This is a genomic window from Anabaena sp. FACHB-595, from assembly GCF_048568275.1.
Lineage (GTDB): Bacteria > Cyanobacteriota > Cyanobacteriia > Cyanobacteriales > Nostocaceae > Trichormus.
The window spans coordinates 3,235,822-3,257,083 of the sequence record NZ_CP183473.1 but is presented as its reverse complement, the minus strand read 5'-3'; the positions used below and the strand labels follow the sequence as shown (position 1 = coordinate 3,257,083).

7 protein-coding genes are annotated in these 21,262 nt (G+C 44.2%); 5 read left to right on the top strand and 2 right to left on the bottom strand.

The annotated features are described in order from the left end of the window. Positions 1–46: 46 nt before the first annotated feature. Both ACN222_RS13375 and ACN222_RS13370 read right to left on the bottom strand, forming a co-directional pair. Positions 47–7,414, bottom strand: a complete 7,368-nt coding sequence (locus tag ACN222_RS13375; RefSeq protein WP_044523045.1) for a type I polyketide synthase — start codon at positions 7,412–7,414, stop codon at positions 47–49. A 96-nt stretch (positions 7,415–7,510) separates the two neighbouring features. Further along, positions 7,511–11,131, bottom strand: coding sequence for an AMP-binding protein (locus ACN222_RS13370; protein ID WP_010996834.1), 3,621 nt, complete (start codon positions 11,129–11,131; stop codon positions 7,511–7,513). A 417-nt stretch (positions 11,132–11,548) separates the two neighbouring features. Here ACN222_RS13370 and ACN222_RS13365 point away from each other — a divergent pair, with 417 nt between their 5' ends. From ACN222_RS13365 to ACN222_RS13345, 5 genes are all read left to right on the top strand, one after another. After that, positions 11,549–12,226 (top strand): peptidylprolyl isomerase, encoded by a 678-nt coding sequence (locus ACN222_RS13365; protein ID WP_010996833.1) that lies wholly within the window; start codon positions 11,549–11,551, stop codon positions 12,224–12,226. A gap of 97 nt (positions 12,227–12,323) precedes the next feature. After that, positions 12,324–15,293: a peptidase domain-containing ABC transporter gene (locus ACN222_RS13360; protein WP_010996832.1), complete on the top strand. Its 2,970-nt coding sequence runs from the start codon at positions 12,324–12,326 to the stop codon at positions 15,291–15,293. Positions 15,294–15,391: 98 nt separating this feature from the next. After that, a complete protein-coding gene (locus ACN222_RS13355) occupies positions 15,392–16,915 on the top strand; it encodes an HlyD family efflux transporter periplasmic adaptor subunit (protein WP_010996831.1) in 1,524 nt (507 codons plus the stop codon). A gap of 227 nt (positions 16,916–17,142) precedes the next feature. Next, on the top strand, positions 17,143–19,746 hold the full coding sequence (locus ACN222_RS13350; protein ID WP_010996830.1) for a TonB-dependent siderophore receptor: 2,604 nt from the start codon (positions 17,143–17,145) through the stop codon (positions 19,744–19,746). Between the two features lie 82 nt (positions 19,747–19,828). Continuing rightward, complete coding sequence (locus tag ACN222_RS13345; protein ID WP_269083579.1) at positions 19,829–21,157, top strand: MFS transporter; 1,329 nt, start codon at positions 19,829–19,831, stop codon at positions 21,155–21,157. Positions 21,158–21,262: the final 105 nt, after the last annotated feature.

Here is a 21,262-nt window from a genome sequence, read left to right as displayed (position 1 = left end):
GCGTTAGCGTAGCGGGACGTTAGTCCATTGCGAATTGCGAATTGATTTAGTTGAGTTGTTCTAGTTCTTGGGCTAGTAGTTGGGCGATTTCTGCTGTGGAGGGTTCGGTTTGGGGTTCTGGGGTTGGTTGTAGTTGATTGTTTAGGTGGTGGGCTAATGTTTGAATGTTGGGATAGTCGAAGGCTATTGTTGAGGGGAGTGTGATTTTTAGGTCGGTTTGGAGGCGGTTTTTGAATTCGATGGCTGTGAGTGAGTCCATTCCTAAGTCGAAAAATCCGGTTTGGGGGTTGATTTCATGGGGTGGGAAACCTAAGACTTTGGCTATTTGTTCTTGAAGATAGGTTTCTAGTAGTTCGTAACCTGTTTGTTTATCTAGTTGAGATAGTTTTTCTAGTAAATCTGTTTTGGGGGGTGGTGTTTGCCTTGTTTCTGGGTTGTTAGTTGGGTAAAAATTCTCGAAAAATGGTGAGTTAATAGGGAATTTTTGCCAATTAATGGGTACTACTCCGATTTGGGTGAGGGGTTGGGTCATGAGGTGTTGTAGAATTTGAATACCATCGGCTGGAGCGATCGCTTCGATTCCTCTTTGCTGCATTTGTTTGGTGGCTTGGGTGGCTGAACCAATTTCTGACCAAATTCCCCAGTTAATACTCATGGCGGGTAAGCCTTTGGTATGTCGGTAATGGGCTAGGGTATCAAGAAATGTGTTTGCAGCTACGTGGTTTGCTTGTCCCGGTGAACCAAATAAGGCGGTGGCTGAGGAGAAAAGGACGAAGAAATCTAGGGGTAGGTGTTGGGTTAATGTATGCAAATTCCAAGCACCCATGACTTTCGCCGCCATGACTTTTTGAAAGCGTTCCCAGTTCATTTGTAGTAATGCGCCATCATCTAATACTCCCGCCGCATGGATAATTCCGGCTAGGGGATATGCGGAGTTTTCGATTTGTGTCAAGATGTTGCTTAAAGCTGCGGTTTGGGATACATCTATTTGGGCGATCGCTATTCTCGCACCAGTAGTTTCTAATTCCTGAATCTTTGATACTGCATCAGCTGTAGGTGCATTGCGTCCCAATAGGAGGAGATGACAAGCCCCCATTTTTACTAGCCACTCCGCTACAAGTAAACCTAAACCACCCAAACCGCCAGTAATTAAATAAGTACAATTCTCTTTGAGAGGATACAGCGAATTTCCCAGCCCCCAATCTACTACTACTTTCCCAATATGCTTACCTTGCTGCATATACCGGAAAGCATCTACTATTTGATTCATCGGAAATACTTTTGCAGCTAGGGGTTGCAAGCGATGTTGCTCAAATTCCTCCACTAACTGCTTTAACATATTCTGTATCAGTTCCGGTTGTTGCTGGCACAAGTCAACTAAATCTACTAAGAAGTAATTTGCATTTGGTTTGACTTGTTTTACCTGTTCCTCTGTCCACACATCAATTTTGCCGATTTCTACAAATCTTCCTTGGGGTTTGAGAACGGCGAAACTCGCAGCGATAAAATCACCACGGAGAGAATTGAGGACGATATCTACACCTTCTCCTTGAGTTTGGGTGAGAATTTCCTCAGCAAAATCTAAAGTGCGTGAGTTGAAAATTTTGGTTACGCCTAAGTTTCGCAGGGTTTCCCATTTCTGGGGACTGGCGGTTGCAAATATTTCTGCACCTGCTAGTTTAGCTATTTGAATGGCTGCTTGTCCGACACCACCCGCAGCAGCATGGATGAGAACTTTGTCACCGGGGCGAATTTTGGCGAGATGGCGCAAGGTGTAAAAGGCGGTGAGGAAGGCGGCTGGTATGGTTGCGCCATCGATGATATTTAAGTTTTGGGGGAGGGGAATTGCGATGCCTGCGGCGGGCGAAGCCATCGCTGCTTTGATGGTGACATACTGGCTAAAGCTACCACTGGCTAAGGCTATGACTGTTTGTCCGATTTGCAGGTGTTTGACATCTGTACCGATGGCTACTATTTCGCCGACGCACTCACAGCCTAGCATTCCGGGTTCGCCTGGGTACAAGTCTAAGGCGTTTAAGATGTCGCGGAAGTTTAAGCCTGTGGCTTGAATGCGGATTTCTATTTCTCCTGGGTTTGGGGAAGTACGGTTAACTGTTTGGAAGGTTAGGTTTTCTAGTGTTCCTCTTTGGGGGATGGTTAGGCGTTGCATTAAGGAATTATTTTTCTCACGCAGAGGCGCAGAGACGCAGAGAGAGTTTTGAGAGAGTCTTGGGGTGTATCGGATGTTAGTGCGCCAAGCGATTTCTTTTTCTGGGGAGTTTGTTAGGAGTTCTTTTAAAAGAATATCTAGTTGTTCTATGGGGGTGTGGTTTGGGTCTAGGTCTAAACAGTGACAGTTGATTTCTGGATGTTCTAGTTGTATTACTTTGCTTATTCCCCACAATGTTGTGGCTGCAAGTCCTTTTATAGAAGTGTCCTGATCTGTGTTTACTGCTCCCTGGGTGACTAGCCACCATTGGGGTAATTGCTGATATTTTATATTATTTTGTAGCGAATACAACAAACTTTCGCAGAGGATCTGTTGTTGTTTGATTAATTCTGCGGTGGTTAATTCGTCGGGGTGGGGTACGTCTAAACCCCAGAGGTTAATTAGGTGTGATGCTGGTGTGGGAAGGGTGGGAGGTTGGGAGTCGGCAAAAATTAAATGACAAGTTACTCCTTGGGTTTGTAGATGGGTGGCGAGTTTTTCTCCTAAGCCTTGTTTATCCGCTAAAATTACGCAGTTATCTGGTAATTTTGGAGTTTGCGCGGTAATTACTGCTTGGTTTCCTATGGTTTCGAGTAAGGTTGTAGAGTCAAAACCCTCTTGTGTGAATAATTTCTGCCATTGTTCACTGGAAATTAGCGGATGATGGGGACGTAAATCATAGTCTTGGAAACGCCACCAGCCTTCAGTTAACCCAAATATTAAGTCTAACCACCATACAGGCTGTACTCCTTCTAGTAAAATAAGCAGCCCACCTCTTGACAAGAGTTGCTTGATATGTATTATGGTTTGTCGTAAATCTTCGGTGGCGTGGAGTACGTTAGCGGCGATGATGATATCAAAGCTATTTTCTGTGAAGCCTTGGGTAGTGGGAGGTTTTTCGACATCAAATAATTGATATCGCACACAGGAATAATCTGCAAATTGTTGCTGTGCTTTGCTGAGGAACAGGGGTGAAACGTCGGTAAAGAAATATTCAATGTTTCTTTGTGCGAGTTCTGGTAATAAATGTGCGGTAGTTCCCCCAGTTCCCGCGCCTATTTCCAAAATTCGCAGGGGTTGTTCTGGGGGGATGTCGGTTATGGCTGTGGTAATTGCTTGTTTTACCAAGGTATTCATCATTTTGGCAATGGGTGAATTTTGGTAAAGGTGCGTTAAGTCGCTGAAGTCTCCATTGGGAAATAATAATTGTAGTGGGTCGATTTTTCCTTGCAAGACTTCTGCTAAATGGCTGGTGCAGCGTTTGAGTAAGTTTAATTCGGATGTGGCGTTGGGATAGGTTTGACGCAATTGGGTAAAGCTGAGGGGTGTTTCTCTTTGTTCTTGATTTTGGAGAATTTGCAATAAATACTGATATAGTTTTTTATGTTGGGTTACTATACTCAATTCTTCACCCGCTTGCAATGTCTGTAAGATGCAAGCAATACTCAGCTTTTCTAGTTGGGATGATAGGGATAAATAATTATCTAATTCTGACTGATTTAATATTGATGAGTTACTAACTTTAGTGGGAGTTAGTAAGTGATGGTAAGTTAAGGGGTTTTCTTTCCATGCAATACTATATAACCAATCTTGCCAGTTATTTAATTGTTTGACTGGCTGAATTTTTAAGCCGGTGATAGTGGCGATTAGTTTATTATTAGCGTTGAATATTTGAATATCAGCGATATATCTTTCTCGCAGTTTAACGTAACTCCAAAGGTGTGTTTGGTGTTTTTCTCCATACCATTGGAATTGTTCGATAGCTATGGGTAGGTACGCTGTTAATGGTTGGGAGTCGAGGAAAATTGCTCCCGTTACTTGTAAGCAAGCGTCTAAGATTATCGGGTGAATTTGATAAGGGGTTGTGTCAATTTCTGGTGATAGTTTGATTTCGCCTAATGCTTGGTTTTCTCCTCGCCAAAGTTGTTGAATTGCTTGGAAGTATTTTCCGTATTCTATTCCTAATTTTTGGCAGGTTTGGTAGTAGGTGGTGGGGTCAATTTTTTGGGTGCAGGTTGTTGGGAGTTGAGGGGAGTTTGGAAGGGGTGGGGAGGTTTGGATGATTCCTGTGGCGTGGGTGGTTTCTTTCTCACGCAAAGGCGCAAAGGCGCAAAGGGAGAGGATTTCAAATTGGTAGGTTTGTTTTTCTAGGGGGGTGAGGATTAGTTGGAGGGTGATTTCTTGGGTGGTGGGTAAGGGTTGGATGATTTGAATGTTTTGTAGGTTGTAGGAGTGGGATGGAAATATTTGTTCGGCGGCTGTTATTGCTATTTCTATATAGCCGGCAGCAGGCATGATACTATTACTCTGGACTTGATGTTGCTGTAGGAAGTCTGGTTTTTTTGGGGAAATTTTATTTTGGTAATATATCTTTTCTGATTTTGCTAGTTTTAATTTCTGTCCCAGTAAAGGATGTAGGTTAGGAGTTGGATAGGGTGGGGTAAATTCAGGTTTGTCTACCCAAAATCTCTGGCGTTGAAATGAATAGGTTGGTAAAATTACTCGTTGATGTGGTTGGTTGTCGGTGAAGTTTTCCCAGTTGATATCTATACCTTGCATATATAACGATGCGAGGCTAGATAAGATTGTTTGTCTGTCACTTTGTCGGGGACGTAAACTGGGTAGCCAGGAGTAATTTTCTGCATCTGGGAAGCAGGTTTTACCTATACTGAGTAAGGTGGGTTTTACTCCAATTTCGAGAAAGATTTTGCAGTTGTCTTTGGCTAATGTTTCTATCCCTAGTGCAAATTGTACGGGTTGTAAAATATGATGACACCAATACTCGGCGTTCGCAATTTCTTCACCAATAACTGTACCTGTGATGTTAGAAATTATCGGTGTTTTGGGTGGATGAAAGGTGATACTCTCGGCGACTTGTCTAAATTCTTCTACCATTGTCTCCATTAAGGGAGAATGGAAAGCATGGGAAACTGATAAGGGTGTAGTTTTGATTCCCTGATTTTGCAAAATTTCTGCTAGTTGTGCAATGGCTGTTTGTTCGCCGGAAATTACTGTATTCTCTGGGGAATTGATGGCAGCAATACCCACGTTTTCAGAATATGCTTGAATATATTCGGCGATTTCTGTGGCTGATGCACTCACAGCTAACATTTTGCCATTCTCAGGCAATTGTTGCATCAACCGAGCGCGGTGAGCAATTAGTTTGAGTGCGTCTGGTAAGGTGAAGACACCAGCAATACAAGCGGCGACATATTCCCCTAAACTATGTCCTATAAGAAAGTCAGGTGTAACTCCCCAATGTCGCCACAGTTGAGTTAAGGCGTATTCGATGACGAATAAGGCGGGTTGAGTGTAGATGGTATGGGATAATTCGTAATTTGTAATTCGTAATTCGTAATTACTACTATTTGGCGTTTCTGGTGTGAATAAAATCTCACGTAAATCTACATCTAAGTAAGGATGCAATAATTCACAACATTTATCAACTTGTTGGCGGAAATAGGGGTGGGTGTCGTAAAGTTCCCTCGCCATGTTAAGGTATTGGCTACCTTGTCCGGTGAAGAGAAAGGCGATTTTGAGAGTATTTGGGGGGATTAGTTGACTATCAAATGTTTTTGCGGTATTGTTCAGGTAATTAGATAATTGCTCATAAACTGAATTATAAGAATTGGCGGGTATCGTTAGGCGGTAAGGGAAGTGCGATCGCCCGACGTTAGAAGTAAAGCAAATATCATCTAAGTTATCTTCCGGCTGTGAAGCAAAGTATTTAATGTATTCCCCTACAAGTTCCCGCAATGCCTGGGGTGTTTTGGCGGATATGGTTAGTAGTTGATATCCTGTGTCTTGTTGGGAATTTGGTACAGGGGTAAATTCTTCTAAGATTAAATGTACATTCGTCCCACTCATCCCAAAGGAACTCACACCGGCGAGGCGTTGACTGTTTGCACTCTGCCAAGGAGTTAATTGAGTAGGGACGGTGAGGGGTAATTTCTGCCAGGGAATGTAGGGGTTTGGTTGTTGAAAGTTGACATGGGCTGGAATTTGTTGGTGTTGCAGTGCCAAGATGACTTTCATTAACCCCGCTACACCGGCTGCACCTTCTAAATGTCCGATGTTGGTTTTCACCGAACCAATAGATAAGGGTTGATTTTTACTTCTACCTTCACCTAGCACCTTAGCTAGTGCTAAAACTTCGATGGGGTCGCCGAGAACTGTACCTGTGCCATGCAATTCACTATATTGGATTTGGTGTGGTTCGACTTGAGCATTTTGTAAAGCTTGGTGAATTACGGCTTCTTGGGCTGTACCGTTGGGGGCTGTTAAACCGTTGCTGCTACCGTCGTGATTAACTGCCGAACCGCGAATCACTGCTAAGATCGGGTCACGGTTTGCGATCGCATCTCGCAATTTTTTCAAGACAACAATGCCACAACCTTCACCTCGTCCGTAACCATCCGCCGCCGCATCTAAGGTTTTACAACGTCCATCAACTGCTAAGGCTTTCAACTTACAAAAGCCAATCATCGGTTCTGGGGATAAAATTAAGTTGACTCCTCCCGCCAAAGCCATGTCAGACTCACCATTCCGCAAACTTTGACAGGCTAAATGTACCCCCAGCAAGGAGGAAGAACAGGTTGTATCTAGTTGCATTACTGTTCCTTGTAACCCCAACACATAGGCGATACGTCCGGCGGCGATGCTGCGAGTGTTACCTAAACTGCTAAAAGCATCAATTTGTGTAGGATGAGAAAGACTATGTTTGGCGTAGTCATCAAAACATAGTCCTATATATATAGATGTCTGACTACCTTTGATTTTTGCGGGAGATTGTCCAGCACGTTCTAAAGCTTCATAGCTCACCTCTAATAATAGACGTTGTTGGGGGTCGAGACTTTGGGCTTCGCGGGGAGAAATGCCGAAAAATTGAGCGTCAAACTCGTCTACTTTGTCCAGAAAATGCCCGTAGCGAGTGTACATTTTCCCTGGGGTGTCGGGGTTTGCATCGTAGTATTTCTCTATATCCCAACGTGCGTCGGGAATTTCGCCGACTGCATTCACACCATCCCGTAACAATTGCCAAAAAGCTTCCGGGTTATTTGCACCACCAGGAAATCTACAAGCCATGCCAATAATAGCGATGGGTTCAGTTTGTTGTGCTTCCAAGGCTGTGATTTCGGCTCGTAGTTGTCGCATTTCTACGAGTGCGTCTTTGAGCAATGTTTGGTAGTTGGGTGAGTTAGTCATAGGATTTTTTAAACGCAAAGGGGCGCGGAGGTAAACGCAAAGGGGCGCGGAGTCTGTTGTAACTCTCACTCTCTGCGCCTCTGCGTCTGGGCGTGATCATTTCATTTGAGGTTTACGGTGACGAGCGATCGCAATTTCTTGGCTTAAGAGTTGTGCTATATCTGTAGTAGATAAGTCATCCAAGTTGTTATCTGAAGGTACAGCATTTTCTTTGGTAACTTCCCCCAAGTAGTTAGCTAAGGCGTTAATGGTGGGGAAATTCCAAGCGATAGTCGCATCTAAAGGTTGGGAAATCTTCAACCATTCTTGTAAATCTTGGGTTAGTTCTATCGCTGTGACGGAATCCATACCGTATTCGGCGAAGGCTCTATTTACATCTATAGTAGAAATTGGCTGGCGTAATTTTTGAGATATCCAAGTTTTTAACCAGGTTTGAATCTCTGAGGATGCGGGTAAATCTGCTGTTGTGGGAATAAACTGGGGATTCTCCCCTGACTGACGCAGTAACTCATCTAACTCTTGCGCTTCCCCAGCCAGATTTTGTTCAATGTCACCGATGGTTTTTGTGTATTCGTTGAGGTGATGAACTAAACTTTGACCATTGAGAAATAGTAAGTTATCGGTGTTAAAACTCAAGATTTCTTGCAGTTGTTCATCAAAGCGATGTTTTACCCAATTTATTGCAGATTTATCATCTAATACTGCCCATAATATCGCTTCAGTTGCGAGTTTACCGACTTGATGATAAACCCAACGCTGCACTGTAATATTAGCACCATCAAAACAGCGTCCTCTAATTTTATCAACAGCATCCCTTAACCTCGTACCGACTTCCACCGCACCCAAAGTTTGACAGAGGAAATTTTGCAATGTCTCACCCTGTTTCAACACACGCGCACCCAAAAACCCACACAAAGTTTCTGTCGGCCCTTCAAATATCCGCAAAACTCGCGCATCTCTGAGAATTTGCGGTGCAATATTACTTTCTATATATCCTCGTCCCCCTAAAGTTTGTACCAATAAATCTGCTGCTTGCCAATAAAATTCCGGTGCAGAAATTTTACAAGCTGCATATACTTCCGCCGGCACAGTTTCACCAGCGTCGAGTAATTTTCCTACCCGCATCACCAAACTCTGGACAACAGTAATCGCACAAGTCAATTCTTGCAGACGATGTAAAACTATGGGATGGTCGAGTAACTTCCCTGTAGCGATTTGTCGCCGTTGACTATAACGCCACATTAATTGTACACAGCGTTGCATCCCACCGACACAAGCAGATGCGATCGCTAATCTCCCATACATCATGGCATCTTGAGCGACATTCATCCCCTTCCCGACTTCACCCAAAACTTGCGCGGATGTCACCGGAATATCTTCCAAATAAACCGTATTCTGTACCATTCCCCGCATTCCCATCGTCAACGCTTCCGCACCTTGACGCAAACCAGGACTACCGCGACGCACCACAAAACCGCTAATACCCTGCTGATGTTTGACAAACACATTAATCACACCAGCCCAAGCCGCCGAACCACTCCAAATCTTTTCCCCCCGCAACAACCAACCATCACCATCACTAATCGCTTGCGACTGTATAGCTTGCGGATTCGCCCCAGCACCCGTTTCCGTCAGTGCAAAAGCTGCCAATTCCCGCCCCGTCGCCAAAATCGGTAAAAGTTCCGCCTTTAAAGCATCCGTCCCATACATTAATATAGGACGCACCCCCAAAACATTATTCAACCCCACAAACAAAGCCAAAGTCGGATCAATCGCCCCAAGCTGTTGTATAATCCTGATGGTGTCCGTATATCCCAAACCCAACCCACCATAACAGGAAGGGACTTGCATCCCCAACAAACCCTTATTCCCAAAATCCAAAACCACATGAGGCGAAATACAACGCCGTTCATCCATCAACCGCGAATTAATATGATGGTTAGCATAATCCCGTAACCACCCAATCAACCCATCTACTATCTTTTCTTTCTCTTCTCCCCTCTCCTCTCTGCGCCTCTGCGCCTCTGCGTGAGCTAATTCCCACCCAAACACCACATCCAACCCCCCACAAACAAACCCCTCCCGACAAGCAAAACGCTGCACCTTCCCACTAGAAGTCTTAGGAATACTCCCAGGCTTCAACAAACAAATCCCATACACCTGCAAACCAAACTCACAGGAAACAGCACCACGAATCGCCGCAATAATCCCATCCTCATCAAGCCTACGCCAACTACTACGTTCAACCTCCTGCACCACCACCAACCGTTCTTCCCCGTCTACTTCCACACTAAACGCCGCACCCCAATAGGCACTCAAAGCCGGATGACACTGGGAAACAGCCGCCTCAATATCGTGAGGATAGTAATTTTGTCCCCGAATTATCATCACATCTTTTATCCTGCCGGTGACAAATAATTCGCCTGAGTTTAAATACCCCAAGTCACCCGTGCGTAAAAACCCGCCAGTTCCCGAAGCCAAAGCCCCTTGAAAAGTTGCTTTTGTTTCTTGGGGATTTTGCCAATAACCTTGGGCGACACTTGCACCTTTGAGCCAAATTTCCCCTTCTTCCCCGGCTGCACAGGGTTCTCTAGATTCAGGATTAACTATAATTATAGTCTGGTCATCACTGGGAGAACCACAACTAACCAAGGATTGAGAAGTATGATTAAATACTATTTCATCCTTATTTTTACCAGTGACAAACAAAGTCGCCTCAGCTAAACCATAGCAAGGATAAAACGCTTCTCGACGAAAACCATAAGTTTTAAAAGTAGTAGCAAATCTTTCTAGTGTCTCCTGGCGAATTGGTTCTGCACCTGTAAACGCCAACTCCCAACTACTCAAATCTAAATCAAGACATTCATCAAGACGGATATTGCGGACACACATTTCATAGGCGAAATTGGGTGCGCCGCTTGTGGTAGCTTGAGTTTGAGAAATTGCTTGTAACCAACGCAGGGGTTTTTGTAGAAAAGCTACAGGAGACATCAAAGTGACGGGAAAACCTCCATATAAAGGCTGCAAAATTCCGCCAATCAAACCCATGTCATGATAAGGTGGCAACCAACTGACAACGTGAGTATTAGCAGAATGTCCAAAACGTTGATAAATTTGCCCTAAGTTATGCAGCAAATTACCATGACTCAGCATCACGCCCTTTGGTGTGCCGGTCGAACCAGAAGTATATTGTAGTAAAGCCAGACTATCGGCTGTCAGTTGAGGATTCTGCCAAGCTTCACCGACAGATAAAATGATGCTATCTGTAGCAACTTTCGGCAAAGCCTCAAAAGCAGTATTTTTAGATACTTGTTTTAAAGAATTTTCTAAGGATACTTTCGTCAAAATTCCCTTAGCTTGGGCATCTTCACCAATTGACAACAACCTCGTTATGTTATTATTGGGACGCGGAGGATATACAGGAACTGCCACCAAACCCGCATAAAAGCAACCCATAAGAGCTGCAATCAATTCCAACCCTGGCGGATACATTAATAATACACGTTCTCCCTGCCAGCGCATAGCTTGTAAATGCACTGCAATGGCTCGCGCTTTGTGGTCTAACTCCGTGTATGTAAGATGTACCTGTTTGTCATCTTGCCAAAAAGCAAAACCAACCGCATCACCTTTTTGCTGCGTCCATGCGCGTAAGACATCCACAAGTGTCGCTGCATGGTGTGGAGTTAATGACAATATTTGTCGTTGGCGGTTAATCATTATGCACCAATTCGCCTTGGGGGAATGAAATTAGCTAGAAGGGTTTGTGAAAAATTTGCACTTTTTAACTGCGCTTCTTGGCAGTTACATTTGGGTGTGGACTCAATCACCAATACCTGATTGATCAAGATTTCACTGAAGGTTAGTATACCTGATTGTTGATGATTTTACTAGCAGCTAGAGTGGCTATATTTAAGCTGCTTAATTTTGTTATAGATAAAAACATAATTTTTTTACAATCTAACCTCTGTAATCTAAGGTATATTATTTTTAATAAAATTTCTCAATAATTTGATTGCAATAGCTCTAAATTGAGCCGTAATTCTTATTGAATGTTATCAACTTGATCAAGCAATTTGCAACAGTAATTACTATTGCAAACATTACATCCCACCAAACTGTCCACTTGATTTTGCAATGAATGATTCTTATCTAGAAAGATTGTGTCAGCAAACCATCACTGCATCAGAGTTAATATCTCTGTTGGCAGGTTATCAGATGCTACCTCAACTATATCGTGAGTTGTTAATTGACCAAGCCATAGCCTCTATAGAATGTACTCCAGAAGAAATAGAGCAGGCAAAACAGGAAGATCCTCAACAGACAACAGCACTAGCAACTAGAAAATTACGGTTAGAGAAATTTAAACAAGCGACTTGGGGACATAAAGTAGAGTCTTATTTCCTCACCCAAAAAGCCCAACTAGACCAGGTAACTTATTCTCTGCTACGAACCCGTGATATGGCACTAGCTCAAGAATTATACTTTCGGATTAAAGCCAAAGAGCAAAGTTTTGCGGAAATTGCCCGTCAATACTCCCAAGGGCCGGAAGCACAGACAGGCGGATTAATCGGCCCCACACCCCTTACCCAACCCCATCCCCAGTTAGTAGCCAAACTCCGCGCCAGTCAACCAGGACAACTATTACCCCCCACGCGTCTAGGGGAATGGATAGTTATTGTGCGGTTAGAACAGATGGTTCACGCCAAATTAGATGACTCTACGCGGAAAAAACTCCTGAATAAACTCTTCCAGGAATGGTTACAAGAATCATTACAAGCAACTTTAAATAAAACTCTGTGTACCTCCGCGTGAACCTCCGCGATACTACCCTGCGGGAACGCTTATCAGCGAATGCGTTTGAAAAGATTTTATTTCACGCAGAGGCGCAGAGACGCAGAGAGTTTGAGAGATGAAAGTCTCACTTAATAAGTCTTTTTTCGGACACGATATGACTACTTCCATACCCTCAATATCCGATTTCCTCACAACAACGCCGCCTTTCAATCTTCTATCTACCGCCGCTATTGAGCAATTGACACAGAAAGCACAACTATTGCGCTACCGTATGGGACAAACAATAGTTGTCAAAGAAACAATGCCGGCTCATGTAGCAATTCTCTACGAAGGACAAGCCCGGCTAATTGGTTACAGCTACAATTCTGCTATTCCCGATACTATCGAATTACTCCAACCAGGGGCGATTCTGGGTTGGGTAAGTTTGCTTAGGGGTGTGGGTTGTGAAACTGCGATCGCCTCCACAGAAGCAGTATTTTTAACTATCCCATCTGTTATTTTTCAGACCTTATTAAAAAAAGAAAAAGCCTTTAATGATGCTCTAACTAAACACTGTGCTACCTCAGAGTTATTTGACCTACTGAGTTTAGAAGTGCAACGCCGCGCCTTGGGGGAAGTTGAACTGACAGATTTAGTCCAGCAAATGCTCCCTCAAACGGTCGTTTTGAATCTCTCCAAGGGGAAAACACCCCTCAGCCAACTAGATCCCCACCGGCTTTGGTTGTTAAGTAGTGGTAATACTAACTTTGCCATAGGCGATCGCTTAGAGCCATATCCAGACAAGCAAAATCTCAAGGTAGAAAGTGGTATAGCGAGGTTAATCGGCATTCCCCCGGTATCTTTTCAACCCACACCCACAGAAATAGAACCGGAAACAATCACAGACGATATCCCCTACGCCTCAGAACAACCCCCGGCCCTAGAGTCCAAAGATAGACAGGGTAAATATCCTTATGTGAGTGGAAAAGGGGTATTAAATGAAACCCTGGCTTGCTTCCAGATGTTGAGCCAGTATTGGAATATGCCTTTCCGTCGTGATGTCATCCGCCGGGTATTGCAGAATCAACAACAAAGATTAGGTAGTGTTTCCTTACAATTATGCGGTTCTTTAGCCGAAATGTTGGGTTTACGGGCGCAATTAGCCGTAGTTCCTGCCATTGCTATCAGTCGCTTGCAAACCCCAGTCATGCTGCAATGGCAAAACCGCTTTGCTATCCTCTACAAAGCTACCGATAGCGAACTGGTGTTAGGTGTCCCAGGAAAGGGAATACAACGCCACAAACCCAAAGCCTTCATTGAAACTTGGGGAGAACAAGGCGAGATTCTCCTCCTCCAACCAACCAAGGAAACCCCCCGTAAACGCTTCGGCTTAAGTTGGTTTTTACCCTTCGTTTCCCAGTATCGCCGCGTCTTGAGTGAGGTATTAATTTCCTCCTTCTTTGTCCAGTTGTTCGGCTTGGCGAATCCCCTAATTACCCAGGTAATTATCGATAAAGTCCTAATTCAAAACTCCCCCGCCACCTTGAATGTGTTGGGGACATTGTTAGTTGCTACAGCCCTATTTGAAGCCGTCCTCACCACCCTACGGACAAATTTATTCGTAGAAACCACCAACCGCATAGACATGGCCTTGGGGTCAGAAGTCATTAACCACCTGTTACGGCTACCCCTGGGTTACTTTGAAAAGCGTCCTGTAGGCGAACTCTCAACCCGCATTAACGAACTAGAGAACATCCGCCAATTCCTGACAGGTACAGCCTTAACAGTAGTCCTAGACGCGATATTTTCCGTTATTTACATCGTCGTCATGCTGTACTACAGTTGGCTATTAACCTTAGTTGCCTTAGCTACAGTCCCCCTATTTGCCCTGTTAGGTGTAATTGTCGCCCCCGTCATCCGCCAACAAACCCGCACCCGCGCCGAACGCAACGCCCAAACTCAATCTTATTTAGTCGAAGTCGTTTCCGGTATTCAAACCGTCAAAGCCCAAAATATTGAATTGCGATCGCGTTGGCAATGGCAAGACCGTTATGCTCGTTATGTGGCTGATAGTTTCAAAAATGCCCTCACCTCCACCACAGCAGGTTCTATCAGTAAATTTCTGAACCAACTCTCAGGGTTATTACTCCTCTGGGTCGGCGCATTCTTAGTATTACAAGGAACACTCACCCTCGGTCAATTAATCGCCTTCCGCATCATCGCTGGTTACACCACAAGCCCCCTACTGCGTCTAGTGCAACTGTGGCAAAACTTCCAAGAAACAGCCTTATCCCTGGAAAGATTGAGTGATATTTTAGACACACCCCAAGAAGAAGCAGTGCGTCAAGATATCCCCTTACCAGATATTCAAGGAGCAGTTAAATACGACCATATCACCTTCCGCTTCACCAATAGCCCCACCCCCCAACTAGACAACATTAGTTTAGATATTCCCCCTGGTAAATTCGTCGGTGTAGTCGGACAAAGTGGCGCAGGTAAAAGCACCCTCACCAAACTCTTAACACGTCTCTATGATCCCGAAGTTGGACGCATCCTCATCGACGGTTACGACATCCACAAAGTTGAACTGTATTCCCTACGGCGACAAATCGGCATGGTATTACAAGATACCCTGTTATTTGATACCACAGTTCAAGAAAATATTGCTCTCAATAACCCCGAAGCCACACCAGAAGAAATCATCAACGCTGCCAAAATTGCCTACGCCCATGAGTTCATCATGAGCCTACCGATGGGATATAACACCCGTGTTGGGGAAAGAGGATCAGCACTTTCTGGGGGACAAAGACAAAGAATTGCGATCGCTCGTACCGTCCTGCAAAACCCCCGTCTCCTAATTATGGATGAAGCCACAAGTGCCTTAGATTACAACAGCGAACGCCAAGTCTGTCAAAACCTGCAACAAGCACTAGAAGGGCGAACAGTCTTCTTCATAACTCATCGTTTAGGTACTATTCGCCATGCTGACATTATCTTAATGATGGAACAAGGCCGCATTGCCGAGCAAGGCACACACGACGAATTAATGGCTCTCAGAGGGCTGTATTACTGTTTATACCGCCAGCAAGAAGCCGTAGTGGTGTGAGTAATGAGTAATGAGTAAGGAGTAATGAGTCAGAATTTCTTCCCTCACTCCCTTCTCCCCCTGCTCCCCCAATTCCCAGTCCCCAATCCCTAAATACTATGAGTTCCAACAACGGTAACGGTCGCCTGACAACGATAACACAGGAAACGAATATTACTCCCACACCACCTAAAACATCAAATCCTGCTGCATCCTCCTTTGAACATCCCCTGATGCTCAAACAATCCTCTGGGTGGTCACGGGGGATATTATGGACATTGATGTTTGTCTCAATTGCAGCAGTAGCTTGGGCTAGTGTCTCCAAAATCGAACAAGCAGTTCCAGCCCAAGGAAAACTCGAACCTCAAGATAATGTCAACGAGGTGCAAATCCCTATCGAGGGTGTCGTCAAAACCATTCACGTCAAAGATGGACACCGTGTTAAAGCCGGGGATTTACTTGTAAGTCTTGATCCCACCGTTTCCCAAGCGCAGGAAAATTCCTTCCAAAAAGTTCGCACAGTTTTAGAACAAGAAAATCAATTTTACCAAGCACAACTAAGTGGTAAAGAGGACACCTCACCTACAGTCTCCATTCCGGCGCAATTTGTCAGCTTAACCAGAAGCCGGGCGGTATTACTTGCCGAAAATCGTCTGTTTCAAGCTCAACTTGATGGCAATGCTGGGGAAATGTCCTTGAGTGCCGAACAGCGACAACGGGTAAAATCTGAATTAGAAGAGTTAACATCACGAGTTACATCTGCTCAGTTAGAAATTGACCAATTACAAAAGCAATACAGCCAAGCAGACATTAAACTTAAATCCAACCAAGAAAAATTGAAAGTTAATGAGCAAATTCTCACAGATATCTCCGAATTGGCGTTAGAAGGGGGAATTTCCCGCATTCAATACCTCAACCAGCAGCAGGAAGTAGAATCCATTCGTGCAGAAATTGCACAATTGCAAGAAGAAAAGATACGCTTGCAAGCGGCTATAGCCCAAGCCCAAGCCAAAGTCCAAAACACCAAAGACATTGATAGAAGAGATTTAACCGCCCGTATTGGCAATAATAGCCAGAGAATAGCTGAGATTGACAGCCAATTAAGCAAAGCCATTGTCGATAACAAAAAACGCATCGCCGAACTTGACAGCCAACTCAGTCAAACCAATCAGGCATTAAAGTATAGTGTAGTGCGATCGCCTGTTGATGGTGTAGTCTTTGACCTCAAAGCCCACGCCCCCGGCTTTGTGGCTAAATCCACCGAACCAGTGCTGAAAATCGTACCCCAAACTAACTTAGTAGCAAAAGTTTCCATCACCAACCAAGACATCGGCTTTATTAGAGAAGGAATGCGCGTTGATGTCCGCATAGATTCCTTCCCCTACAGCGAATTTGGCGATATCAAAGGTACTTTAACCTGGATTGGTTCTGATGCCCTACCACCAACCCAACTTCAGCCATACTACACCTTCCCAGCCACAGTCACCCTTGACCAACAATATCTTCTCAGCCAGCAACGTAAAATTGCCCTACAGTCGGGAATGTCATTAAACGCCAACATCAAAATTAGAGAACGTACTGTCATGAGCATCTTTACTGATTTCTTCAATAAAACCGGAGAAAGCCTGAAATTCGTTCGTTAATACTCAGTTCGTAGTAAGGACTTTAGTCCTTAGAATGAGAGGACTAAAGTCCTCGCTACAAACAAATCTGTAGAAGTATTGAAAAGTCGGATGAAGATTATAGAAAAAATGATAGTATTCTATTCCAGTTAAATAACTGAGCATAAAAATTTCCCTTTCCACACATTACGACATTCTTCGCTTGATCTGTAAGCGTCTACATCAGTAAATTAGGACAATCGGTATTTATGACATGGAATTATTGGCAACCCGCCATTGGTGTTGCTAGTGTAATCACTGTTCTCGTCTCCCAACCAGTTTGGGCTGCTCCTGTTCCGGTAACGGCAGTAGAACTCTATGATACAGATCAAGGTTTAGAGGTCGTTTTAAAAACTTCGCCAGGAGTAACCCTAACTACTCAAACTAGCACCGAAGACAAAACCCTAATTATCACCGTCAATAATGCTCAACTGCAATTGGTAGAAGGAAAACCCCCCATCACTACCAATAATCCCATCCCTGGTATTGCTGAGATTTTTGTGGGACAGTCTGACCCTAACACTATTGAAATTGAAATCACCGGTGTTAATGCAGTCCCGCAATTTAATCTACGTCAGGACGGACAAGAATTTATTGTTAGTCTTCCTTTTGTTACTACCAGTCAAACTCCACCAACTACACAAACCCCAACCCCAGAAACACCTACCGCAGAAACCCCAACCCCAGAAACACCCACAACTCCAGAAACACCCACAGCCGAAACCCCACCCCCAGAAGAACCAGACGAACCCATCGAACTAACAGTTGTCGGGGATCAATTCCGTCCAACGTATCAAGTTCCTAATTCTTCTGTGGGAACGCGCACAGATACTCCCCTAATTGACGTACCCCAAGCTATTCAAGTCATACCCCAAGAAGTTATTAAAGACCAAGGAACTCGCAGCCTTGGCGAAGTCTTAAAAAATACTAGTAGTGCTAGTAGCGGTCGGACATCTTCCCAAGCACCAGCACTAACTCCAGTAATTCGGGGCTTTGAATCTCGTAACTTATTACGCAACGGTTTAAGGGATGATAGCTTACGGTTTCAAAGTGAAATTGCTAACGTTGAACGCGTAGAAGTCCTCAAAGGCCCAGCTTCCGTCCTCTTTGGACAAGGTGATTTAGGTGGGGTCGTCAACCTAGTTACTAAACAACCTCTAAATACACCTTACTACTCTATTGGCTATCAAGTAGGACAATTTGGTTTACATCGTCCCACCATCGACTTTTCTGGCCCCTTAGATAAAGATGGTGTTGCTTATCGTTTGAATGCGGCTTATCAAACTGCTGAAAGCTTTAAAGATTTCGAGAATAGTGAATCCTTTTTTATTGCGCCTGTTGTTAGATTAATAGGTAACGAAAATACAAATTTAACAGCAAGCATAGAATATCTGAAATACCGCAGTTTTGAGACAGCACCAGACTTACCAGCGTCAGGAACAGTTATTTCCAACCCTAATGGTAGAGTTTCACGAGAGACTAACTTAGGTGAACCATCATTATCTGAAAGTGAGTCTTTAGTTACCCGTTTAGGCTATCAGTTAGACCATCGCCTCAATGATAACTGGACAATCAAAAGTGAATTTTCTACAGCCTTTTTAGATGTTCCAGAAAGTACCGTAGTGCTTCCTATCGCTAACTCTAGTACATCAAATGGACTAAATAGAGATGGTCGTACACTCCGACGCTTTTTAGTAGAAAACCCATCTAGTACGACCAGTTTGACGTTTAATAATAGCCTCTTAGGTAAGTTCAAAACAGGCAGTATTGAACACAGTTTACTGTTTGGTGTGGAAGTTACTAGAGAGGAAACAGAAGATAGACTAGATTTTAGACAACTCAGAGACATTGATATTTTCAATCCCGTCTATCGTCCTGAGAGTGTGTCATCATTTGCCATTCCTTTTGGTAATACTAATACCGAGAAAAATTCTTTGGGGATTTATGCTCAAGACCAAATTTCCCTATCCAAAAATATTATTTTAGTTTTGGGTGGACGTTTGGATTTTGTTAACCAAGACTATGAAGACTTACTCTCAGAAGAAGAAAGCTTTGAACGTAACGACACAGTTTTTAGTCCCCGTGTCGGTATTGTTTACAAACCTAGTGAAAACCTTTCTTTGTATGCCAGCTACAGTAGATCCTTTACACCCGTTGTTGGTAGAACCAGGGTTTTAGACACAAACACAGGAATAACAACAGTTGGCGAACCCTTTGAACCAGAAAGAGGAACTCAGTATGAAGTGGGTTTAAAAGCAAATTTATTAGGCGATCGCCTCTCCACCACTCTCGCATTTTATAATCTAGAACGTACCAACGTTGCAGCCCAAGGACTCAGCGAACCCCTCTCCCAAATCCAAATCGGCAAGCAACGCAGCCAAGGTATAGAATTAGACGTAGCCGGGGAAATTCTCCCTGGTTGGAACTTAACAGCCAGTTACGCCTATACAGATAGCAAAATCACCGAAGATAGTCGCCCCGAATTTCAAGATAGACAATTACAAAACGTTCCCAGAAACTCCTTTGGTTTGTGGAGTACCTACGAACTGCAAGCCGGAAGCCTCAAAGGGTTAGGATTTGGATTAGGTGTTTTCACGCAAGGAGAACGCCAAGGAGACCTACGCAACACCTTCACATTACCTAGCTACTTGCGTACAGATGCTTCCATCTTTTACCGCCGTGACAAATTCCGCGCCGCCATTAATATTCAAAACCTATTCGATGAAAATTACTACGAAGGTGCGCGGGACATTGTGCGTGTAATTCCAGGTGCGCCCTTTACTTTGACAGGTAGTGTCTCCTTTGAATTTTAATTCATGGCGGCAGGGGGCAGGGAGCAGGGGGAGAAAATTCCATACCCAATACCCAGTCCCCAATTTTGAATTTTGAATTGATTTGTCCCCAGAAACTATGCGAACTTTTTTGATCATCTGGCTAGGACAGATAATATCTACCATCGGTAGTTTTATGACAGTGTTTGCCCTGACGATTTGGGTTTGGGATAAAACTGGTTCAGCGACAGCTTTGGCGTTAGTCGGCTTTTTTGCCCAGATGCCAAAAATCCTGATTACCACCTTTGCTGGTATTGCGGTAGATAGGTTTAATCGTCGCTTTCTGATGATTTTGGCGGAAGTTGTCGCCGTGTTGTGTACCCTAGCGATCGCCATCCTATACCTAAACCAACAATTACAGGTGTGGCACTTGTATATAATTGTCATGCTTTACGGTGGCTTTGGGCAATTACAAGTTCTCGCCTATTCTGCCTCCATATCCCTATTAGTTCCCAAAGAACAATTTACCCGTGCAGAAAGTTTAGGTTCAGCCGTTAACTACAGTGCAGCCATATTTTCTCCGGCCTTAGCCGGGTTTATATATCCCCGTCTGGGGTTGCAGGCTATCTTCTGGATTGACTTAACAACTTTTGCTGCTGCCTTCATCACCTTACTCATCGTCAAAATTCCCCAGCCTGCCGTTGAGCCAAATCACCGGGATAATACTGAGAGCTTATGGCAAAAATTAACATTTGGATTTCGTTATATTTGGGCAAATCCATCATTAACAGCAATGGCGATCGCCTTCACATTATTCGCCATTCCCAACGATATAAGTAAAGTCCTTTACACACCGATGATTCTAGCCCGTACAGGTGGCAACTCAGAAATTCTCGGCACAGTCACCACGGCGGCGGGGATTGGGGGTGTCATTGGGGCGATCGCCCTTAGTATTTGGGGCGGATTCCATCGCCGTATACACGGAATGTTACTAGGTTTCATCGGACACGGTATTTTTAGAACCCTGATCGGACTGGGGCAAACAGTATCGGTGTGGATGGGAGCGCATTTTCTTTCATCCACACTCATTCCCTTGTTTTACAGTTCCAGTAACGCTATATGGTATGCCACAATTCCCCCAGGCTTACAAGGACGAGTCCTCGCAGCCGATCAACTCATAGGCGTAACTGTAGCCGCCATCACCCCCTTAATTGCTGGTTTCCTGGCTGATAGAGTCTTTGAACCCGCCATGCGTCCCACAGGGATTTTAGCCCCGATTTTCGGCAACATCTTTGGGACTGGGACTGGTTCAGGGATTACTTTACTATTTGTCAGTATGACTATCTGCACAGTCTTAGTAGGTATTTTCGGTTACACCTGGCGCACTTTGCGAAAAGTAGAAGACTTAATTCCTGATCAGAAGCTTCCTGAAAGTTCTGGCGTTGTTGATTAATGGGGTTTTATCTCACGCATTCGCCCTTCTCTACGAGAGGCTGCGCCAAGGCGTTCCCACAGGGTAGGCGCAAAGACTCAAAGAACTCCCTCATAAAATCTCTCT